14 protein-coding genes and 1 pseudogene are annotated in these 20,099 nt (G+C 69.7%); 7 read left to right on the top strand and 8 right to left on the bottom strand.

The genetic code is table 11. The features are described 5' to 3' along the window. Positions 1–322 precede the first annotated feature (322 nt). Together ACZ4RZ_RS32805 and ACZ4RZ_RS32800 are read right to left on the bottom strand one after the other, a co-directional pair. On the bottom strand, positions 323–2,974 hold the full coding sequence (locus ACZ4RZ_RS32805) for an RICIN domain-containing protein (RefSeq protein WP_467750161.1): 2,652 nt from the start codon (positions 2,972–2,974) through the stop codon (positions 323–325). Between the two features lie 841 nt (positions 2,975–3,815). Then, positions 3,816–5,357 carry a TerD family protein gene (locus tag ACZ4RZ_RS32800; protein WP_467750159.1) on the bottom strand — a complete coding sequence of 514 codons (1,542 nt, stop codon included), beginning with the start codon at positions 5,355–5,357 and terminating at the stop codon, positions 3,816–3,818. 435 nt (positions 5,358–5,792) lie between these two features. Between ACZ4RZ_RS32800 and ACZ4RZ_RS32795 the strand changes: the two genes are divergently transcribed. Both ACZ4RZ_RS32795 and ACZ4RZ_RS32790 read left to right on the top strand, forming a co-directional pair. After that, positions 5,793–6,059, top strand: a complete 267-nt coding sequence (locus ACZ4RZ_RS32795) for a ribbon-helix-helix domain-containing protein (protein ID WP_141313723.1) — start codon at positions 5,793–5,795, stop codon at positions 6,057–6,059. Next, positions 6,056–6,499: a PIN domain-containing protein gene (locus ACZ4RZ_RS32790; protein WP_285556848.1), complete on the top strand. Its 444-nt coding sequence runs from the start codon at positions 6,056–6,058 to the stop codon at positions 6,497–6,499. The genes ACZ4RZ_RS32795 and ACZ4RZ_RS32790 overlap by 4 nt, the downstream gene beginning before the upstream one ends. Positions 6,500–7,128: 629 nt before the next feature. On the opposite strand, the gene ACZ4RZ_RS32785 is transcribed toward ACZ4RZ_RS32790, so the two are convergent. Next, on the bottom strand, positions 7,129–9,270 hold the full coding sequence (locus ACZ4RZ_RS32785) for a protein kinase domain-containing protein (protein WP_467750157.1): 2,142 nt from the start codon (positions 9,268–9,270) through the stop codon (positions 7,129–7,131). A 401-nt stretch (positions 9,271–9,671) separates the two neighbouring features. Here ACZ4RZ_RS32785 and ACZ4RZ_RS32780 point away from each other — a divergent pair, with 401 nt between their 5' ends. Beyond that, entirely contained in the window at positions 9,672–10,406 is a 735-nt protein-coding gene (locus tag ACZ4RZ_RS32780; RefSeq protein WP_467750155.1) for a DUF4232 domain-containing protein, read from the top strand. A 59-nt stretch (positions 10,407–10,465) separates the two neighbouring features. Here ACZ4RZ_RS32780 and ACZ4RZ_RS32775 read toward each other — a convergent pair whose 3' ends face one another. Next, on the bottom strand, positions 10,466–11,269 hold the full coding sequence (locus ACZ4RZ_RS32775; RefSeq protein WP_467750153.1) for an SDR family NAD(P)-dependent oxidoreductase: 804 nt from the start codon (positions 11,267–11,269) through the stop codon (positions 10,466–10,468). Positions 11,270–11,394: 125 nt separating this feature from the next. Between ACZ4RZ_RS32775 and ACZ4RZ_RS32770 the strand changes: the two genes are divergently transcribed. Further along, positions 11,395–12,303 (top strand): LysR family transcriptional regulator, encoded by a 909-nt coding sequence (locus ACZ4RZ_RS32770; protein WP_467750151.1) that lies wholly within the window; start codon positions 11,395–11,397, stop codon positions 12,301–12,303. A 104-nt stretch (positions 12,304–12,407) separates the two neighbouring features. Here the strand turns inward: ACZ4RZ_RS32770 and ACZ4RZ_RS32765 are convergent, their stop codons facing one another. Continuing rightward, positions 12,408–13,010, bottom strand: a complete 603-nt coding sequence (locus tag ACZ4RZ_RS32765) for a TetR/AcrR family transcriptional regulator (protein WP_467750149.1) — start codon at positions 13,008–13,010, stop codon at positions 12,408–12,410. 154 nt (positions 13,011–13,164) lie between these two features. Here ACZ4RZ_RS32765 and ACZ4RZ_RS32760 point away from each other — a divergent pair, with 154 nt between their 5' ends. After that, positions 13,165–14,292, top strand: a complete 1,128-nt coding sequence (locus ACZ4RZ_RS32760) for an FAD-dependent oxidoreductase (RefSeq protein WP_467750148.1) — start codon at positions 13,165–13,167, stop codon at positions 14,290–14,292. A gap of 96 nt (positions 14,293–14,388) precedes the next feature. Here ACZ4RZ_RS32760 and ACZ4RZ_RS32755 read toward each other — a convergent pair whose 3' ends face one another. The 3 genes from ACZ4RZ_RS32755 to ACZ4RZ_RS32745 all read right to left on the bottom strand — a co-directional run bounded on the left by ACZ4RZ_RS32755 (position 14,389) and on the right by ACZ4RZ_RS32745 (position 18,242). Beyond that, positions 14,389–15,978: an RNA polymerase sigma factor gene (locus ACZ4RZ_RS32755; protein ID WP_467750146.1), complete on the bottom strand. Its 1,590-nt coding sequence runs from the start codon at positions 15,976–15,978 to the stop codon at positions 14,389–14,391. A 341-nt stretch (positions 15,979–16,319) separates the two neighbouring features. Continuing rightward, the gene (locus ACZ4RZ_RS32750) at positions 16,320–17,540 is read right to left on the bottom strand and encodes a DMT family transporter (RefSeq protein ID WP_467750145.1); all 1,221 of its coding nucleotides are present in this window, start codon (positions 17,538–17,540) and stop codon (positions 16,320–16,322) included. Positions 17,541–17,696: 156 nt separating this feature from the next. After that, positions 17,697–18,242, bottom strand: a complete 546-nt coding sequence (locus ACZ4RZ_RS32745; RefSeq protein ID WP_467750143.1) for an organic hydroperoxide resistance protein — start codon at positions 18,240–18,242, stop codon at positions 17,697–17,699. A gap of 299 nt (positions 18,243–18,541) precedes the next feature. On the opposite strand from ACZ4RZ_RS32745, the pseudogene ACZ4RZ_RS32740 reads away from it, so the two are divergent. Both ACZ4RZ_RS32740 and ACZ4RZ_RS32735 read left to right on the top strand, forming a co-directional pair. Beyond that, positions 18,542–18,994 (top strand): annotated as a pseudogene (locus ACZ4RZ_RS32740) (helix-turn-helix domain-containing protein); the annotation flags it as partial. Positions 18,995–19,085: 91 nt separating this feature from the next. Continuing rightward, positions 19,086–19,748 (top strand): ImmA/IrrE family metallo-endopeptidase, encoded by a 663-nt coding sequence (locus tag ACZ4RZ_RS32735; protein ID WP_467750142.1) that lies wholly within the window; start codon positions 19,086–19,088, stop codon positions 19,746–19,748. Positions 19,749–20,099: the final 351 nt, after the last annotated feature.

The raw sequence follows: 20,099 nt of genomic DNA, 5'->3' as shown, positions 1-20,099 counted from the left end.
GATGCGCTGTGTCGACATGGTTGTTCCGGTCGGATCGCACCCCTGTTGACCGTGGTTGACCGCTCTTAAGGGCACGCCAAGGGCACGGAGCAGTAGGGCGTCGAGGCAGGGGTCTACGGTGTCGCTTCCATGTGCTGGATGCCTGGACTCCCATGCCGGCTGGATGGTGCTGTCGCGAATGCACCTGGATGCCGTCTCTCGGAGTTCGTCCTCGGCTCGCCCGGACAGGCCGGTGCCAGGAGCTGGTCAGGACGAAGCGTTTTCCCTCTGCCTTGGCAGGGCCGCAGGCCGTTGTGCCTGCGGCCCCGCTCGGGTGTCGGAGTCAGGACGGGTCGCCGTACTGGAGGCCGCGTCCGTTGGTGCCGATGTAGACGCGGCCGTAGGTGTCGGGGTCGCCGGTGATGACGCCGACGCCGCCGATGCTGCCCCACTGGTGGGCGTCGTCGTTGACGCGGAGCCAGGTGGCGCCCTTGTCGGTGGAGCGGAAGACGCCGGTGACGTCCTTGACGGTACCGATCAGGTACAGGGCCTGGTAGGAGGTGCCCGGCTTGGCCTTGCCGAAGCCGAGGGCGGAGGCGGACTTCACCGAGCTGAGCGTGGTGAAGGTACGGCCGCCGTCGGTGGAGTGCATCAGTCCCTTGTCACCGCCGGCGATCCACAGGTCACCGGCGATGCCGGGGACGGCCGTGAGCCGGCCGGTGGGCAGGTTGCCGGCGCGGGCGGTGAAGGTCGCGCCGCCGTCGGTGCTGGCGTGGAGCGTGCCGCCCGACAGTGAGTAGAAGGTCTTGGCCGAGGAGCGGTCGGCGACGACCACGGCGTCGGTGCCCAGGCCGCCGACCTGCGACCAGCTCGCCCCCTTGTCGGTCGAGCGGTACGGGACCTGGCCGGCCTCGGTCCAGACGATGGTGGAGCCGTCCGCCGCGAGCGCGACATGGCCGTCCTGGGCACCGGCCACCGGCTCCGACTTGAAGCCGTTCCAGCTGCGGCCACCGTCGGTGGAGTAGGCGCCGTCCTGCGCGCCGCCACGGCCGACGCGGACCATCATCGAGGGCTTGGACTGGGCGAAGTCGATGTCGGTGCTGTTGGTCATCATCGGGTTGCTCAGTCGCCCGGTGGGCACCTTGGTCAGGGAGTCGTGCCGGAAGCCGCCCTGGTCGCCCATGGCGGTGATGACGGTGGCGCCGCCAGGCGGGGCGATCGCGTCCATCAGCGCGGTCTCCTCAAGGCCGCGGGCCCCCGCGGTCCAGTGGCTGGTGCCGCCGCTGTCGGAGGCGTTGGCGTCCTTGCTGCGCCAGATGCCGTTGCCGGTGCCGTACAGCACGTGCCCGGAGTTGAAGGGATCGATGGCCAGGGCGGTCATCCAGTGCCCGGTGTGAGTGCCGATGTAAGGAGCGGCGGAGGCGTTGCGCACCGACTTGTCGGCCAGTGCCTTCCAGGTCGTGCCGCCGTCGGTGGTCCGGTAGATCTCGTCCTCGGGCCACCAGCGGTCGAGGGTGGTGACCATCACCGTGGACGGCTTGCGCGGGTCGACGGCCAGACCGGAGAAGCCGTAACTGCCCTGGGACGGGGAGACGTTCTTCCACGCCCCGCGGCTCGGCGTGTACTTCCACACCGACCCCGCCGTCACGCCGTTGGGTCCGAGGACGTTGGTGTACGTCAGGTACAGCGAGCCGTCACCGGAGAGCACTCCGTGTTGCGGCAGCTGGCCGGTGGGCTGCCCGGAGACGGCCTGCCAGGTGCTGCCGCCGTCGGTGGAGCGGTACAGGGAGGTGGACCTGTCGCCGACGCCGACGTAGATCGTCTTGCTGCCGGCCGGGCCGTACGTCACGAAGGAGATGCCCGCGCCGCTGCTCGCCCCGTCCTTGACGGGGAACGAGGAGACCTGACTCCATGTCACGCCGTGGTCGGTGCTGCGCCACAGGCCGTTCCTGCGGGTGCCAAGGAGCAGGGTGCCGTTGTCTGCGGGGTCGATCACGAGCCGTTCGCCCGCCCCGCGGCCGTCCTCGTTGGCGCCCAGCTTGAAGGGCAGACTGGTGCGCTTGAAGGTGCGGCCCCGGTCGGTGGAGCGCAGGACCGCGCCGTTGCCGGCCCACTCGTTGGTGTAGGTGCCCGCCCCTAGGTAGAGCCGGTCGGGGTCGACGGGGTCGGTGGCCACCGAGTCGATGCCCAGCAAGTTCCAGTCCTTCTCGCCGATCCAGTCGGTCAGCGGGATCCACTGCTCGGCCGCGGTGTCCCAGCGGTAGGCGCCGCCCATGTCGGTGCGCGCGTACAGCAGACCCTTCTCCCGCTGGTTGAACACCAGCCCGGTGACGTAACCGCCGCCCACCACCTGGGCGTTCTTCCACCTGTACGGTCCGGCCGCGGCCGTGGTCTGCGCACCGCCGGCCCCGGCCGCCGGGGCCTCGACCGTCTTCACCAGCTTCCACTGCTGGTTGCTGCTGCCCCTGCCGGGATACTGGATGACTGCCGCGGCGTCGGCCGTGGAGCCCCCGGAGACGTCCAGGACCTGGCCGCTCCTGCGGGAGGTGAAGGTGACGGCGTCGGAACCGCTCACATCGCTGATCCGCCACTCCTGGGAGGTGGAGGAGCTGTCGGTCTGCTGCTCGGCGGCGGCCGCCTGGGCGGTCGAATTGCCCGTTATACCCAGCACTTTGCCGCTGTTGCGGTTCACCAGCTCGTAGTAGCCGTCCCCGGTGGGTCTCAGCTTCCACTGCTGGTTGGCGGTGTTCTGGTTGGTCCACTGCTGGATACGGGCGCCGTCGGCGGTGGAGAAGCCGTTGACGTCCATCACCTTGCCGCTGCGTACGGAGACCAGCCGGTAGTAGGCATCGCCGTCGACCGTTGCGGCCTGCGAGTCCTCCTGCGCGAACAGGAGATACGGCACGACGATGGCGGGCACGCCGAGCAGCAGACCGGTCGCGGTCCAGCGACGACGGTGACGCCCGCGGCGCCCGCCGTTCGTGGGGTTGTTCATGGGGAGGTGTTCTCCTTGCATGCCGTTCACCAGAGGTAGGCGGACCCAGGCACCGGAACTGGCGGGATCCGATCCCCTTGTGGTCACAGGCTCCGCAAAGGGTTGCCTCGAGCCGGGAACTTTCTTCCGGTCACCTCGTGGTGAGGTAGACGTTGATCAGCGTCCGGGTGACGCTGGTCCCTTGGCGTCGACGGCCTCGGCCCGGAATGACACCGAACCGGGCATCCTCGGGCCGCTCGGCCTTACCGACCGCTTGCCGTCGGCGGTCGTGCGGACGGCCGTGTTCTTCCAGGTGCGCCCGCCGTAGTACGACACCTGCGCGGTCGGCGACTTGAGACTCCGCGGCGCGGCAGCCGCGCCCTCGGACCCGCTGGGAGACCCGCGACGACATGCACGACGTGTTTCTACAACTCGCCCACTGCATGATCCTCGCCTGCAAGAAACCCAGCGTTGTGAAAGGAGCCCTAAGGGCACGCCGAGAGCACGCCACTCTCGAATTGGACTAGGCAACAAACAAACCCCAGGCCGCTGACCTGGGGTTTCAATTTGGAGCGGGTGACGAGAGTCGAACTCGCGCTCTCAGCTTGGGAAGCGACGGCGCCTGGACAGGCTCGATGGGCTCTGACCAGCACAGATACCTGACCCTTGAGGTGGTTGAGTGGGCCGGACTGCACCGCTGTTGACCGTGGTTTTCCGTCCTTACGGGCACGCTATGGGCACCGCTCCGGAGTAATAGGTCTGGGGGAGGGGACGACGAGCCTGGGGAGGATTCCGCGTCCAGGTGTCTCGTGCCCAGGACAGGTGTGGTTGCGGATGCGTAGGTGGGGTCGGCTTCCGGCTGTCATTCGACATCGACTCCATAGGCGCGAGCGAGGCCGTCGAGGCCGTCCGCCCATCCCTGGCCGAGGGCCCGTAGTTTCCATGCGGGTCGGCCGTCGACGGTGTGCCGATACAACTCGGCGACGACCATGGCTTGGATATCCGGGTTCGCGGAGGGCTGGAAAGCCCATGCCGCCCCGGTCACGCAGTCCATGTGCAAGGCGGCGTGGGTGAGAGAGCCGCAGTTCAGGCCCGTGTCGACGTCCATGTTGATGGCGATGGCGACGCGGCGCACTCGCTCGGGCAGGGCAGCCAGGTGAAGGGTGGCGCGTTCGACGGCGTACGGACCCTCCTGCTGCTTGCCCAGAAGCCGTGCGGCACCGTCGGCAGCGAAGGGTTGGTTGTAGAAAACGAAGTCCTCGTCAGCCGCCACCCGGCCGTCCTCCCCGGTCAGGAAGAGGGTGAGGTCCGCGTCCGCGCCGGCGAAGCTGAAGGCGACGCGCAGCCCCTGCCAGGCGTCCTCGGGCAGGACAAGGGTCTGGCCGGGGACGAGCGAGGCAGGCGGTGCGGGCGGTGTGGTCGGTACAGGAGGCGGTCCCGCCGACGTCTCTTGCTTCCATTCGGCGAACGGCTTGATCTGGTAGGGATCGGTGAGTGGGGCCCGGTCGTCGGGTGGGGTGGCGGCGCCGAGGGTGACGTCGATGTCGGCGAGTGACGGTTCGTCGGCGCCGGGTTCGTCCTGAGCATGGTCGAGCAGGTCCTGGAGGCCGGGCACGCGGCTGGCCTCCAGCGGCTTGATCGCGCTGGACAGGTTGCCCGATGCAGTGGTGGTGACAGAGCAGGCGACGTCCTGCCCGATGTCCTGGAAGCGCAGGGCGTCCTCGGGTTCCCGCCAGGGCGTGGACTCGATCGCCTGGCGCGTCCAGCGGCCGTAGGCCACGAAGCCGAGGCGCTGGGTGTCGGGCAGGCGGGTCAGTACGGCGAGGTCGATGGCCGTGATGCCAGGTGCGGTGGCGAAGCCCTCCTTCAGCGTGGCGACGATGTTGGAACCCATGGACGTCAGCCACCACAGGACGCGATCCCGCTTGGTGAGGTTCTTCAGCGTCGGGCGTCCGCCGGGCGTGAGCCCAGGCGTCTGACCGGGCATGGAGTCGAGGTCCTGTTGCCGCACAACGACGGACAGGACCGAGCCGTCCACGCCTACGGCACAGCCGGCGGCCGGGTTGTCCGAGAAGGCGGTGTTCACCGCCTCGCAGACGGTGTCCTCGTCATTGGCGAGCAGGGCTTGCCACCAGTGTTCGGCCTCGTCCGTCAACTGATGGCGGATCTCTCGCAGTCGCGCTGTCTCGGCGGCCAGGTAGGCGGGCGCGTCCTGTTCCGCCCTTTGCCTGGCGGCGGCCCTCTCCGCGCGGGCCAGCCGCCCGACGCCCTGAAGGTGGAACGTCCGGGCTTCGGCGAGCGCCCAGGACAGGCTCGGTTGGGGAGCGCCCGGGATGACGGGCGGATGCGCCGCGGGGAAGGACTCCAGATGAACGCTGGTCATCTGCCGCCTCAGCTCGCGCAACTGAGCGATGGTGCACCACGCTCCGCTTCCTGCTGAGCCCGCTCCGCCTGACGGCGCGCCCGGTCCAGTTGCGCGACCGATGGGGTGACCGTACGAGATCGTGCCGTACGCCGCGTACTGGTGCGCCGTCGATTGCCGCCGAGGGAACTCGACGCGTAGAAGGGGCCGAGTCCGGTCGACATCCTGGCGCCGCCACTGCCCACGCTGAGCCTCGCCGCACGTGGCCCGATCGAGGTGCGTACTCCACGAGTGGAGACCCGCACACTCATCCCGGGCACACCGACACGGAAACCGAACCCCATGACATACCCCTCTCCCCAGGAACAGTCTGGCACCCGGACGGGGCCTGTGAGATCGGCTCGGCTGATCCTCGGCAACGGGACGTGGGGAAGTGCGCCGGATACATCAATCCGGTACATGGACTACTCTTGGTACATGTCCATGAAGCGCACCAACGTCTACGCCGACCCCGAGGACCTGGCCATCATCAAGGAGGCCGCGAAGCGCCGAGGTATAAGCGAGGCCGAGATCATCCGCCAGGGCATCCACCTTGCGGCCATGGCGAACCGGGTCTGGGACGAGCCGTTGTTCTCACGCACCTTCGAGGGGCCAGGGCGCACGCTGTCCAAGCCGGAGGTCCGCGACACGGTCGCCGAGGCCGTCCGGCGTGAGACCGGCTCAGGGTCCGGATCTGCCGCGTGATCATTGTCATCGCCGATACGTCCGGCCTTCTGGCAGCCCTGGACTCGGCTCATCCGGAACACCGGGCGGCGAACGAGGCGATCATGGCGGCGGGCCTGCTGGTCATGTCCCCGCTCCTGCTGGCCGAACTGGATCACGTGGCGACGCGTGAGCTCGGCAGAGAGGCCGCCCTCAGCGCGGTCGACGACCTGCGGCGTTGGATGAGCCGGGGTCGTGTCGTCCTGCCGGAGATCACGGAGGACCACCTGGGCGCCGCCCAGTCTGTCCGTGTCCGCTACCGCGCGCTGGACCTCGACCTCGCCGACGCGGTGAACGTGGCGCTTGCCGCCGACTATGACACGGACGCGATTCTCACCCTCGACCGACGAGACTTCCGGGCCGTACGCCCCTTGGGCCGCTACAAGGCGTTCCGAGTGCTCCCCGACGACCTCCCGCTCTGACGCAGGACCCTCGGCGGTCAAATGCCCGCTCCCACAAGGGGCTTGTGCACCGCCCACGATGAAGCACGTGCACGACGGTTATCGCCCTCGCCCGGGAACAGCGGGCTGAGGGCTCACCTCCGGCTCATCTACGTGAAAGTGCAGGTCAGCGCCACGCTGTGACGTGATTGGGGCACCCTCTCAAGGCGCGCGTGCCCTCTGCGTGCCCAATCTCGGGGTACAGAAGGACTCGTAAAACGCAGCAGCGGCTCCCCAATGAAACAAGCCCCAGGCCGCTGACCCGGGGCTTCAAGAAGAGCGGGTGACGAGAATCGAACTCGCGCTCTCAGCTTGGGAAGCGACGGCGCTTGGGTGGCGGCACGGCTTCTGACCTGCAAGTACGTCGCCGGGGGTGCAGTTTGAAGGGTTGGCTTCGCACCGCTGTTTACCGTGGTTGTCCCGTCTTATGGGCACGCTTTGGGCACGCACCCACTTGGGGGCACTGCGCGGGGGCCGGACCGCTCCGCTGCGGTGGGACAGCTGCGGGTGCGGGATGGCCCCGACATATCGGCTTGCCGATGCACACCCCTATGAGGGCGTAGGCGGTCTGCGGGCTGATCCGCACGGTGCGCGGCGATTGCCTCGGCCGGTCAGGTGGGCCTGTTCGGGCTCCGGGAGAAGGCCGTGTCGCCGGCCAGTGCCACGATCGCGTCCTTGATGAGCAGCACGTGCGGCGGGTAGTCCTGCGCTTTGTCCCCGGGGGCGTCCAGGGCGGAGGTGCGCCAGACCTCTGCTCCGGTGCGGCTGTCCAGTGCCAGCAGACGGCCGAAGCGGTTGGAGAAGTAGACCCGCTTGTACGTCGCTGACACCGCGGGCGCGGACAGACTCTCCATGTCCGTTGTCTTCTGCCAGAGTTGTTTGCCGCTGTGGGCCGACACCGCGGTGACCGTCCCGTCGGACCGGACGAAGTAGACGACGCCGTCCACGAGTGTGGCCGCGCCGGTCAGCGGATGCGCCAGCGGTATCCGTCTGACCTGCCCGGTGTCCGGGGCCACCCGCAGCAGCGCGTTGTACGGCCGTTCGTACCCGGCTTCGTACACGTCCTTCGCGGTCTGGGGGGCGAGGAACAGGGGCTGCCCGCCGACTGCGCCGAGCGCTTCCGCCTTCTTGGGCAGCGTGGCGGTCTTGGTCAGGCTGCCGGGGCCGAGCTTCATCAGTTCGACCGGGGCCTGGCCGGGCTCGGTGCCGGCTGAACACAGGGCGTAGGGGGCGCCTCCCAGCGCCGACGGAGTGCAGACCTCGTTCAGCGAGGGCGCCCGCCACAGTTCCTTGCCGGACGGCCCGTAGGCCATGAACGAGGAGTAGTCGGGGGACATGGTCAGCAGTCCGCCGTCGTACAGGACCGCGTCCTGGGACTTGTTGATGTCGCGTTGCCACCGCCGGTGCCCGGTAGCGGCGTCGAGGGCCACCACGCGCCTGGTCCTGTCGTCCGGGTCCTCGTACATGTAGACCAGCCCGTCGCGAACGCCGATCGGCTGTGCCCCCTGAGGGCGGGTGCCGGTCCGCCACAGGATGCGGCCGGAGGCCGCGTCGATCCTGGCGGCTGTGAAGCCCGTACCGCCACAGAACAGGGCGCTTCCCTGCGTCACGCATCCAGGGCTGTCGTAGTCGAGAGGAACACCCTTCACGTCGGACCGCAGCGCCGTGCGCCACGGCCGCCAGCCGTCGGGCAGTGACGCGGCACGGGCGGAGGCGGCGGTCTCGGAGGCGGTGGTGGTGTCCGGGCCGGACACGAAGACAGCCACCCCGATACCCAGCCCCGTGACGGCCAGCGCCGCGCCGAGGCCGGTGAGCAGCATCCGGGCTCTGCGTCGCTTGCCGGTGCCGGTCGCGGCGCCCGCGGAGGTGGTGGCCGTGCTCCGAGGAGTGGGGTGGCGCCGGGGGTTCGCGGACTGCCCGGTCTTCGCAGACGTGGTGGCGTCGGATTCCGGCAGCGTCTGGAGCATGCGGTGTATGTCCGTCAGTTCCGGCCGTGCGGCCGGGTCCTTGTCCAGGCAGCGCTCGACAATGCCCAGAAGCGCTTCGGGCACCCCGCCGAGGTCCGGGGTCCCGTGCACCACCTGATAGCCGGTTATGTACGGGCTGTCGGCGTCGAACGGCCCCGTGCCGACGGCGGCGAACACCAGCAGCGACCCCAGCGCGAACACGTCCGAGGCCGGGGTGACCTCTCGGGGAGAGGCCAGTTGTTCCGGCGACATGAACGGCGGAGTGCCGATCATCCGCCCGGTCGTGGTGAGGCGCTGGTTGCCGGAAGCGCGCGATATGCCGAAGTCGATGACGCGCGGCCCGTCCTCGGTCATCAGGACGTTGCCCGGTTTGAGGTCTCGGTGCACCAGGCCCACCCGGTGGATGTCGCGCAGCGCCTCGGTGAGCCCCAGCCCCAGTGCGCGCAGGTCCCGTTGGCTCAACGGGCCGTCCTTCTCCACGACTTCGGAAAGGGTGAACCCCGGGACGTAGAGCGTCGCCATCCACGGACGTTCGGCGTCCGGGTCGGCGTCCACGACAGGCGCGGTGAACGCTCCGCTCACTCTGCGCGCTGCCGCGATCTCCTGCCGGAAGCGCGTGCGGAACTCCTCCTCCTGGGCGTACGGCCCGTGCACGAGCTTGACCGCGACCTGCCGTCCCGAGGCGGAGACTCCCAGATAGACGACTCCCATGCCGCCCGCCCCGAGCCGACCGAGAAGGGTGTACCCGCCTATGGACTCCGGGTCCCCGGTGCTCAGGGGCGTCATCGCCGATCATCCTTCCCAGCGCCGGCCTGCCTCACGGGGATCAGAGTAGGGCCTGCCGCCCCGGAAACGGAGCCGCGCATATCACGCATCGGTGCCCCTGAGTCGTGCGATGGGTCATCCGTCCTGCCGGGAGCTCAACTCCTGGCATCTAAGCCGATGTCGATGTGCCTAGAGGTATTCATGCGTACCCGTATGCCTTCAGGGGCCGGCGGTCGTTGGATGGTCCTGGTCTGTCCGTGTTTCTCCGCATTTCCGTAACGGCGCGTCAACTCCCGTGTCACAGCGGTGTCTTGGCGCAACTCCGACGGCAACGGATGGCCCGGCACCGGCCTCCTATGAAGCAACCGAGGCCGCCCAGCCGGAGCGAGCGGCCGATACGACACCGCTTCCCAGGAGTACCGATGCGCGTCAAGAAGATGCCCGCCCTCGCCCTCATCGCCGCTGCTGCCGGCCTCTCGCTGACCGCGTGCGGCAGCAGCGACGGATCGAGCGCTTCCGTCAACACCAGCGCGTCCACCACCGCGAGCAGCTCCACCACCGGCGGCACCTCCACCACCGGCGGCACCTCCACCACCGGCGGCACCTCCACCACCGGCGGCACCTCCACCGGCGGCCAGGGCTCGACCTCAGGTTCCTCCTCGTCCGGTTCCACCGGTTCCACCGGCTCCAGCAAGGGCAGCGAACTCTCCGGCAAGACCCAGTCCTCGACGTCGAGCTCCATGTGCAAGACCGACCATCTCGCCTTCAGCGCCTCCGCCAGCGGGACCAAGAACGAGATAGTCGTCAACCTGAAGAACACCGGTTCCAGCGCATGCAGCATGCACGGCTTCCCGGGCGTCCAGCTCGTGGGCCCCGATGGACTGGGCGACACCGGGCCCGACGCCGCCCGCACCGACGCCTCGGCGTCCACCGTCACCATCGGGCCCGGGGAGGAGACCCGCTTCCTGCTCCGCTACATCCCGGACACCAGCGGCTCCGGCAAGAAGTACACCCGGCTCTCCGTCACCCCGCCGAACGAGAAGGTCTCGGAGATCGTGAATCTCAACGATCTCGCCTTCACCATCTCCGCGTCCAGCGGCAACGCTCCGGACGTCTACGTCGACCCGGTCGGCTACCACGTCGGCTCCGGCAAGTAAGCCCAGCAGACACGCCGTTGCCCATATGACCGCCCACCACTGACACCCGGCGCTGCCGCTCAACCGAACGCAGCCAGGGAGACCGGCTGCCACTGGCGCCAGGTGCTCAGACGCTCCTCGTAGAGAGTGGCGACATCGGTGAAGGACTTGCCGAGGAAGATCCTCAGCGGGGGCCGCTCCGCATCGGCGATCCGAAGAATCGCGTCGCGGGTCGCGCGCGGGTCGCCCACCTCGAAATCCTGCGCGGTGGCCGCGTGGACTTCGGTGTAGTCCGGGTGCCGCTCACTGTGCCGTGCCCCGCTAGCCAGCCAGTCGGTGGCATAGGGGCCGGGCTCGACGTTGGTGATGTGGATGCCGAAGGCTGCCACTTCCTGCGCCAGGGACTCCGACAACCCCTCAAGAGCCCATTTGGAGGCGTGGTACGCACCGATGCCGGGGAATGCACGTACGCCTCCCTCGCTGGTCACTTGCAGGATCCTTCCCGAGCGTTGCGACCGCATGACGGGCAGCACGGCCTGCGTGACCCACATGGCGCCGAAGAAATTGGTCTCCATCTGAGCCCGGAGGTCGTCCTCGTTCAACTCCTCGACCATGCCGAAATGCCCGTAGCCGGCGTTGTTGACCGCGATATCCAGCGAACCGAAATGCGAGTGGGCGAGCTGCACTGCCTCGTGCACCGCGGTGCGGTCGGTGACGTCGAGCCGGACCGGCAGTACCGCGTCCCCGTACCGCTCGACCAGAGGGGTCAGCAGGCTGACGTCCCGAGCCGTCGCCGCGACGTGATCGCCGCGTTCGAGCGCCGCTTCTGCCCACTCGCGGCCGAACCCCCTCGAACTGCCCGTGATGAACCACGTCTTCGCCATGACTGGTGCTCCCTTTGCGTGAATTGCTTGCTGTTGCTCCTCCAGCGTGCTGCTGATCCAGGTATTCCACCAGCGAAGGTCTTACATAAGAGACATGCGGTTTTGGAATGTGTCAGGATGACGGCATGGCGGACTTCACCCTGACCGGTCTGCGCGTCGTCCAGGCAGTGGTCGACACCGGATCGTTCACCGCCGCGGCCGACGCACTCGGATACACGCAGTCGGCGGTGTCCCGTCAGGTGGCGGCGATGGAAGCCGCCGCGGGCGCACCGCTGTTCGTCCGGGGCGCCCGCGGGGTGGCCCCCTCTCCCGCGGGCATGATGCTCGCCCGCCGAGCCGCCACCGCCCTCAATGAGATCGACGCCGTCAGCACAGACCTCGCCGGACTGCAGGACCACGTCACCGGACGGGTCGCCATCGCGGCGTTCCCCTCGGCCGCCGCCGTGCTCGTCCCCAGGACATTGGCCCGCCTGGGAAACGACCACCCGGGTCTGATCGTCGAGTTCGGCGAGGCGTCCTCGCCCACGCAGCTTCGCCAGCTCCGCGCGCACCGCATCGACGTCGCGGTGATCGGCGTGGGACCGGACCTGCCCGCCTACGATTTCGAGGGACTGCGCCGCGACCTGCTCCTCGACGGTGGCCTTCTGCTCGCCGTCCCTGCCGACCACCGGTTCGCCGGCCGCGGAACCATCCCGGTGGCCGAGCTGAGGGACGAACCCTGGATCGTCGGCAAGGGCCTCCGTGACGACCCCCAGTTCGGCGCCTGGCCGACCCTCGACCACCCGCGGATCGCCTACGCCGCCCGCGAATGGCCCACTCGCCTCGGCCTTGTCGCCACCGGTCTCGGCATCGCCGTACTCCCCGAAGTGGCCGCGGCCGCGGTCCCCGCCGGAGTCCGCGTCGTCCAGGTCGACGACCCCGCCTGGCTCGGCCGAGCCGTCGTCGCCGTCACGGTCCGCGACCGCTCTCCCGAGGTGACAGCCACCGTGGAGGCACTGCGCCACGAGGCCGCACAGCTTCGTGCGGCGCCATGACGCTCACTCCTGATGGGAATGAGCGGGCTTGTGCAGCGGGCGTACCCCTTTGTGAGAACGGGCCGCCCTTCCGGGGCCGCGCCGCCTGACGTCCGGGATCAAGGTCAGTCGCGGGCGTCAACGAACCGCGGGGCCGGGGCGCTCCATCCGTGTTCGAGGAGGTCGAAGGCGGCGTCGACGGCTCGTTCGGGGTCGTCGGCGCGCTGGGCGAGGGCGGAGGTCTCCAGGGCGAACCGGGCCAGGGCTGCGCTGCGCAGGTCGTCGGGTGTGACGCCGAGATCTTGGGCGATGGCGCGGGCGAGGGCGTCCTGGTGGCGCATCCACATGCGGTGGGCGTAGTCGCTGAGGGCCGGGGTGGTCTTCACCAGGTTGAGGAAGTCGGCGTAACGGGCGCCGGAGTCGACGGCGCGGATGCGGACGCGCTTGACGTGCGCACAAAGGGCCTGGGGGACGGTCATGCCGGGGGCGCGGTCGCTGACGGCGGCAACGAGGCCGGCTTCCTGGTCGGCCTCCTCGTCGAAGACGAGCGCCTCCTTGCTGGGGAAGTGCTTGAGCAGCGTGGTGGTGGACACGTCGGCGGCCTCGGCGATCTCGTGCAGGGTCACCGCGTCGTAGCCGCGCTCGATGAAGAGGTTCAGGGCGGCGTCGGCGAGCGCCTGGCGCGTGGCGGCCTTCTTGCGCTCGCGCCGTCCTACAGGTGTCGTCATGCTCCCATCGTACACAAAGGTGTCTGGTATAAAAAGTTGCACCGTTGCACTTATTTAGTGATCGTGCTTTTGTGGGGGAACCGGAGTGCAGGAGCCGGACGGAACCCGACCGTGCCGACCCCTGCCCCGCACACCCGCGACAAGGAGAACGACCATGAACCGCATCGCCGTCATCGGCGCCGGACCCGGCGGCCTGACCTGCGCCCGCATCCTCCAGCGCCATGGCATCGACGTCGCCGTCTATGACTCCGATGCCTCCGCGACCGCCCGCGACCAGGGCGGCACCCTCGACATGCACCCCGACACCGGACAGCACGCCCTGCGCGCCGGCGGCCTGTGGCCCGGCTTCACCGCCCTGGCCCGGCCCGAGGGCGAGCAGATGCGCCTGGTCGCACGCGACGGCCGCGTCCTGTTCGACGCCGCGCCGCCCCAGAACGGCCAGGGCAACCCCGAGATCGACCGCGGGCAGCTGCGCGACCTCCTGCTCGGCTCCCTCGCCCCCGGCACCGTCCGCTGGGGCCACAAACTGGAGCGCGCCGAACCGCTCGGCGACGGCCGCCACCGCCTGCACTTCGCCCACGGCCTCAGCGCCGAGACCGACCTCGTCGTCGGTGCCGACGGCGCCTGGTCCCGCGTGCGCCGCATGCTGACGGACGCAGTCCCGAACTACACCGGCGTCACCTTCGTCGAGACCGGCCTGAACGACGCCGACACCCGCCACCCGTCACTGGCCGCCCTGACCGGGAACGGCACCATGATGGCCCTCGACAACAACCTCGGCTTCGTCGCCCAGCGCAACAGCGGCGGTCACATCCGCGTCTACGTCGGCATGCGCACCCCCCAGGACTGGCACCAGCAGGCCGGCGTCGACCTCACCGACCCCGCCGCCGTCCGCGACGCCCTTCTGCACCGGTTCGCCGACTGGAGCCCCGCCCTGCGCGGCTTCATCACCGACACCGACACCGGCTACACCAACCGCCCCCTGTTCGCCCTGCCCGTCCCCCACACCTGGGAACCCACCCCCGGCGTCACCCTGCTGGGCGACGCCGCCCACCTGATGTCCCCCTTCTCCGGTATGGGCGCCAACCTCGCCATGCGCGACGGCGCCGACCTCGCCCAGGCCCTCACCGAACACGCCACCGCCGACGGCGCCGTCACCGCCTACGAGAAGATCCTCATCCCCCGCTCCGTCGAGGCGGCCGAGGGAGCCGCCGAAGGAATCGACGGCGCCTTCGCCCCCGACAGCGCCGAGCAGGCTCTCGCCCACATGACCGCCCACTGATCGTCAGCAGCAGGAACAACCGACCGAGGGCGCCTGGGGGCGTGCAGCGCCCCCAGGCGCCCTCGGTCGTTCGAGGACCTCTTCGCCGGCCCGGTGTCAGCCGATCTTGTCCGTGAAGCCCACCGCCAGGTACGTCTGATGGGTGACCTTGCCCTTGCTGGCTCCCGCCGTCCACGTGAAGGTGTACTCCAGAATGGAGCTCGTCTTCGGGTCGACGATCGCCCGGCCGACGCTCTTGGCCTCCGCGAACTCCAGGGCGGTCCCGCCGCGCCCGGTGCTGTCCTTGACGGTCCCGACGAGTTTGACGCCCTTCAGCCCCGCCATTGCCTTGAACAGCCCTGCCCGCAGTTTCGGGCTCGCCGGGGACTCGCCGAGCAGGGTGACTGCCTGGTCGAAGGGGGAGATGCTGTCGGGCCTCGGCGGAGTCTGGAGCAGCTGGAGCAGCTTCGCCGGGTCCGTGGTCAGCTGGTCCAGGGACTTCCAGTCGAGGTCCTTCGGCCCGAACTGCCAGTCGGGCCGGCGCCCCTTCTTGTACGCCTTGCCGTCGTTGACGACGTAGAAGTCCATGGACTGCGAGAGGTACGAGTCGCCGACCGTCAGGTGCGTCTTCCAGTACTTCCCCGAGGAGACCGACCGGGTGGCGGCCACCGTGGAGATGTCGTTGAGGAAGACGGTCGCGGTGTCCGCGCGCGCCTCGCTCCGCGTGCCCGTGTCCGTGGGCGTCTCACCGGTGTTCGCGTACGTCACCACGCCGACCGCGACCGCGGCGGCGGTGAACAGGCCGACGAGGACCCGGCGGCGCCCGGACATCACCCCCAGCGGTGCGGTCACCACAGCGCCCTTCTTACGCTCGGCGGCGTGCCCGGCCTCCTGCGCGGCCACCGCCGCCTCGATCCCCGCCAGCGCCCTGGCCAGCGCCTGTGCCGACGGCGGCTCGACCCGCCCTGCGGCCACCAGTTCATCGGCGCCGGGGAAGTCCAGCAACGCCGCGCGCTCGGTCATGCCGGTTTCCTCCACGTCCTGCGTGCTCATGCCGGTCCGCTCCACGTCGTCGTACGTACTCATGCCATGTCTCCCGTCACGCTCAGGTGCCGTCCGGCCGGCCGGGCGTGTTGGTGCGAGCCGGTCGCGCAGCCGACCCCGTGCCCGGTGCAGCCGCGAGCGGGCGGTGCCCGCCGGGATGCCCACGGCGGCGGCCGCCTCGGCGGGGGTGAGCTGCTCCCAGCTGACGAGCAGCAGCACCTCCCGCTCCTCGACGGGCAGTTCGGCCAGTGCCCGGCGCAGCGCGGGGGCCAGCGCGGCCGCGTCGAGCCGCTGGTCCACCGCCTGCCAGGGATCGGTGCTCTCCACTCCCGGTACGTCCTGCTGCCGCCCCGCCCGCCGCAGGTGCTGGGCCAGTACGTTGCGGGCCACCCCGAACAGCCAGCCCCGCGCCGAGCCGCGCGAAGGGTCGAACGTGCGCCGCGCAGCGAACGCCTGCAACCACGCCTCGGCCAACAGATCGTCCGCCGCGCCGGGCATGCGCCGGGCGAAGTAGCCGTGCAGGGCAGGCGAGTACGCCTCCACCAGCGGGGTGAACGCCGCCGCGTCCCCCGCCGCCGACCGTGTCAGCTGGGCGTCGCTGTCGCCGTCACGGTCGGGGGCGCCGTCGCTGCGTTCCTCGTGTTGCCGGGTATCCGGTTTCACGGAATCTCCGTCTCCGACCGCCGGACGACGGTCTCACCCTGTACTTGTCATCAAGTCGCGGATCCGTTCGCACCCCCTGGTCCGGCCAGTGCGTCTCGATCCGCTTCAGGTTCACCCGGTTGCGGGCCCTGGCTTCCAGGGGCCCGTAGTCCACGGCCGGCTTCTGGCCGTCCGGTACGGCCATCCGCGAACCTGGAACCCCGGTTCGGTTCGCACAACTTGTTCTCACGCGAGAGTGGGTGATGCCCCCTTCTGAGAACTGGAGGGTGCGGAGATCCATCCCCCGCCCCTGACGCTCGGTCCGGACACGACCGCGCCCGGGCTGCGATCGGATGGGCGGCCTACCGCCGCCGACCGCGGTCCGCCCATGACTCGGCGGGAGCGTCGAGGTTCGGCTCCTCTTCCTCTGTGCGTGGCATGCGCGGCATGCGCAAGAACAAGGTGTCGAACGCCCCCGCACCGTGATAGGTGGTGAGGGTGACCGTTGGGCTCTCGTCCCCGGTGTACCTTGCCCAGTCCACTCTGGGGTCTTGTCGGGCGGAGTCCGGGAACGTCGGGTGCCGCAGTGCGGGCGGAGGCTGGGGTGGGTCGGGGGCGTAGGCCGGGTACGGCGGTATTCCTGTACTGAGGTGTCTGCCCTGCTGGGCCGTGGCTTGTTCCTCGCCGCCGCTCGTCACCACGACCGTGACGCCTACGATGATCAACAGGAGCCCGGGCACGGTCGCGGGCTTGATGCCCTGCCCCATGAACCACCACGCGGCGAGCGCCGCCACGGGCGTCTCCAGCAGGAGCAGGACGCTCATTGTCGTCGCCGATGTCCTGCCGAGGGCGAAGTTCAGTGAGCCGAGCCCCAGGATCTGGGGAAGGACGAGCAGCCCGAGCAGCGACAGTTGCGTGGATCTGTCGAAGCCCGTCAGCGGGATGTGGGCCAGTCGGCAGACGGCGAGGAGTTCCACACCGCAGACCAGCGAAGTGAACGTCGAATACAGCGGCGTGCTCACATCCGCCCGCGACCGTTCGCTCAGCGCGGTGTACCCGGCCTGGGCGACGGCCCCGACGAGGGCGAGCAGGTCCCCCAGCAGCGCCGTACCGCCGGACCTGATGTCGAGACCGCCCGCCGCGGCTGCTCCCGCCACGGAGAGCGCGAGACCCGCCCATGCCCGGCGGGATGTCCGGACGCCCTGGCCCGCGGCGATGAGGGCCTGCCAGACGGGCTGGGTGGCGACGAGGGCCGTGGACATGGCGACCGAGGTCAGCCGGGTGCTCGTCATGAAGGACGCGAAGTGGAGGGCGAGCGACGTGGCCGCGAGGAAGCCGAAGACCAGGGGCCGCCACTGCTCCCGGCGCAGGATGCCGCGCTCGCCGCGCGCGACGCGCACCACTTCGCGACGGCGTAGTAACAGCAGGAGAGGCCCGAGTACGGCGAAGCCCAGGCAGTTGCGCCAGAAGGCCATGGCGAGCGGCGAGGCGGAGGCGGCGGCGGTGAGCGGGGCGGTGGCCGAGACGGAGACCACGGTGACTGCCATCGCCGCCATGGACAGCGGATCGAGCTTGGATTTCACGCCTTCGTACCGCCGTCCGCGGTATGTCCGATATTGGTCACTGGGCACGCGGTTTCTGGGAAGTTGGGGCGGCGGCTCAGGGCTTCGCCGGCGGAAGTGAGACGGTTCGGCGCCGACGTGAGCCGAGGTTGCCGGGCGGCCCGACGGGGAGAGTCCTCACCGGCCGAACAGCCCCCGGCTGTGGTGGCCAACGGGCCTGGTGGGCACGGCTGCCGCCACCACGCGGCGGCAGCAGCCGCTGAGTTTCTTCGGGGGCGTCGGCCGTCCGAAGTCCCTTACTGGACCGTGGCCGTGAGGGTCACCTCGATGTTCCCCCCGGGTGGCGTTGGAGTACGGGCACACTTCATGAGTGGCCTTCATCAACTGGTCGGCGGTGGACTGCTCCAGGCCCGGCAGGTGCGCGGTCAGCGACACGGCCAGGGTGAAACCGCCGGCCTCCCGCGCCAGCAGGCTCACCTTCGACTGCACGGTCGAGGCCGCCAGTTCGACCCCCTGCCCGCGCGCGATCAGGCGCAGTCCGTTGTGGAAGCAGGCGGCGTATCCGGCGGCAAAGAGCTGCTCCGGGTTGGTCCTGTCGCCGCCGGGGCCGCCCATCTCCTTCGGGACCGCCAGGACTTCATCCAGGACGCCGTCGAGGGACCGGACTTCGCCGTTGCGACCGTCACCGGTCGACAGGGCCTCGGTGGTGTACAGCGCAGACATGTTGTTTCCCTTTCGTGAGACGCGGTCCGGCCGGTACGCCGGACATCGCGTCCGGGACGTGGTGGGCGGGGATGCCGTGGCCAAGTGAGTCGGGCCGAGCCGAAGCCGGGACCGCGTGGACGGCGAAGCCGCCGTGCCGGGTTCCGGGCCGGTGACGCCGGTCGGCCCCCGCCCGTGTTCCGTTGCGGGGGCGGCCCTGCGTCCTGCTCGTGGGCTCCGAGTGTGCTGGCGTCGGCTGCTCGCAGCCTGCCCCTGCCAGGGGCAGGCTGCCTGGCGTCCCGGTGATCGATACTCGGCGCATGGACAAGAAGCCGCGGTTGGGGGAGTTCCTCAAGACCCGCCGGTCGCAGTTGCAGCCGGCGGACGTAGGGCTCCCGGATTTCGGAGAGCGCCGTCGCGTGCCGGGTCTGCGCCGCGACGAGCTGGCACAGCTCGCCGGGGTGGGACTGTCCTACTACACGCGGCTGGAGCAGGGGCTCTCGCTCAACGCCTCACCGGAGGTGCTGGACGCGCTGGCCCGTGCCCTCGGGTTGGACGAGGTGGAGCGGGCCCATCTGCACGACCTGGCCCGCGCCTCGCGCCGCACCGGCACCCGGCGCAGGCCCGCGCCGGAACGGGCGGGTGACACGACCCAGCAGTTGCTCGACGCGTTCGGCGACGCACCCGCGGTCGTGCTCGGGCGCCGCAGCGACGTACTGGCCTGGAACCGTACGGGACACGCCCTGTTCGGACGAGGGTCAGATTCCCCGTCCAGGGGAAGCGGCTGGCACGGACGTCCCAGCGGAGGAAGCCGCCTCCCTGGTGCGCGCCCGCTGGGGACTCGGGAACGCCCCGATCCCAAACGTGGTGCACCTGTTGGAGGCGCACGGCGTCCGCGTCTTCACCCTCTCCAGGGACTGTCCTGAAGTCGACGCGTTCTCCTTCTGGGACCGGGGGATGCCGTTCGTCCTGCTGAGCACGGAGAAGACCGCGGAACGCGGGCGCTTCGACGCCGCCCACGAGCTCGGGCACCTCGTCCTGGATGGCGAGGAGCAGGTGCCGCACGGCCCACAGGCCGAGGCCGAAGCGCACCGCTTCGCAGCCGCATTCCTCATGCCGCGGGCAGACGTCCTCGCCCACGCGCCGCATGGCGCGAGCACGAGTTGGATCCTCCAGGCAAAGCGCCGTTGGAAGGTCGCCGCCATGGCGCTCGCACACCGGCTGCACGAACTGGGCCTGACCACCGAATGGCAGTACCGCACCCACTGCGTGGAACTCGGCCGTCTCGGCTACCGCAAGTCAGAGCCGCGGAGCGGAGTCGCTGGCGAGACCTCCCAGGTACTGGGAAAGGTGTTCACTGCCCTGCGCAGCGAGGGGACGCGGCCTGCCGATGCGGCCCGCGAGCTTCACCTCCGTCCCGCCGATCTCAACGACCTGATCTTCGGGCTCGTTGTCACCGCGCAGGAGGGGGAGGGGCAACGGCACGGCGGTTCGGACAACCGGCCGCAGCTGTCTGTTGTCCGCTGACATGTTGTCCAGCTGCTGAGGCTGTGCGTCTCCCCGCGCCGCAGCCTGGCGACCAGACGGTGTTCGGGGCGGCGCCGGCGAAGAGTCACGCACGCCTTAACCGTGAACTGCTGCTTTGCGTAAGCGACTTCGCAGACATGATGTACGAGAGTGGCGCAGGTCACATGAAATGCGTCTCGCCATTTGAGACGCTTGAGGGTCGAGTCGCCCAAAGTGGCCGGTGAGCACCCGTGAGGTGACCGCTTCGCCTCGACTTAGAACTCCTAACAGAATGTCGCATCTCCCCTTGGAATGTGGGCGCCTGATGGGCTGTTAGCCTGCACATGAGAAGAGGTGAGCAGCTGCCGTGGG

This window comes from Streptomyces sp. NPDC027189, from assembly GCF_055566975.1.
The sequence above is the reverse complement of the archived record's forward strand: the minus strand, read 5'-3'. Positions and strand labels throughout refer to the sequence as shown.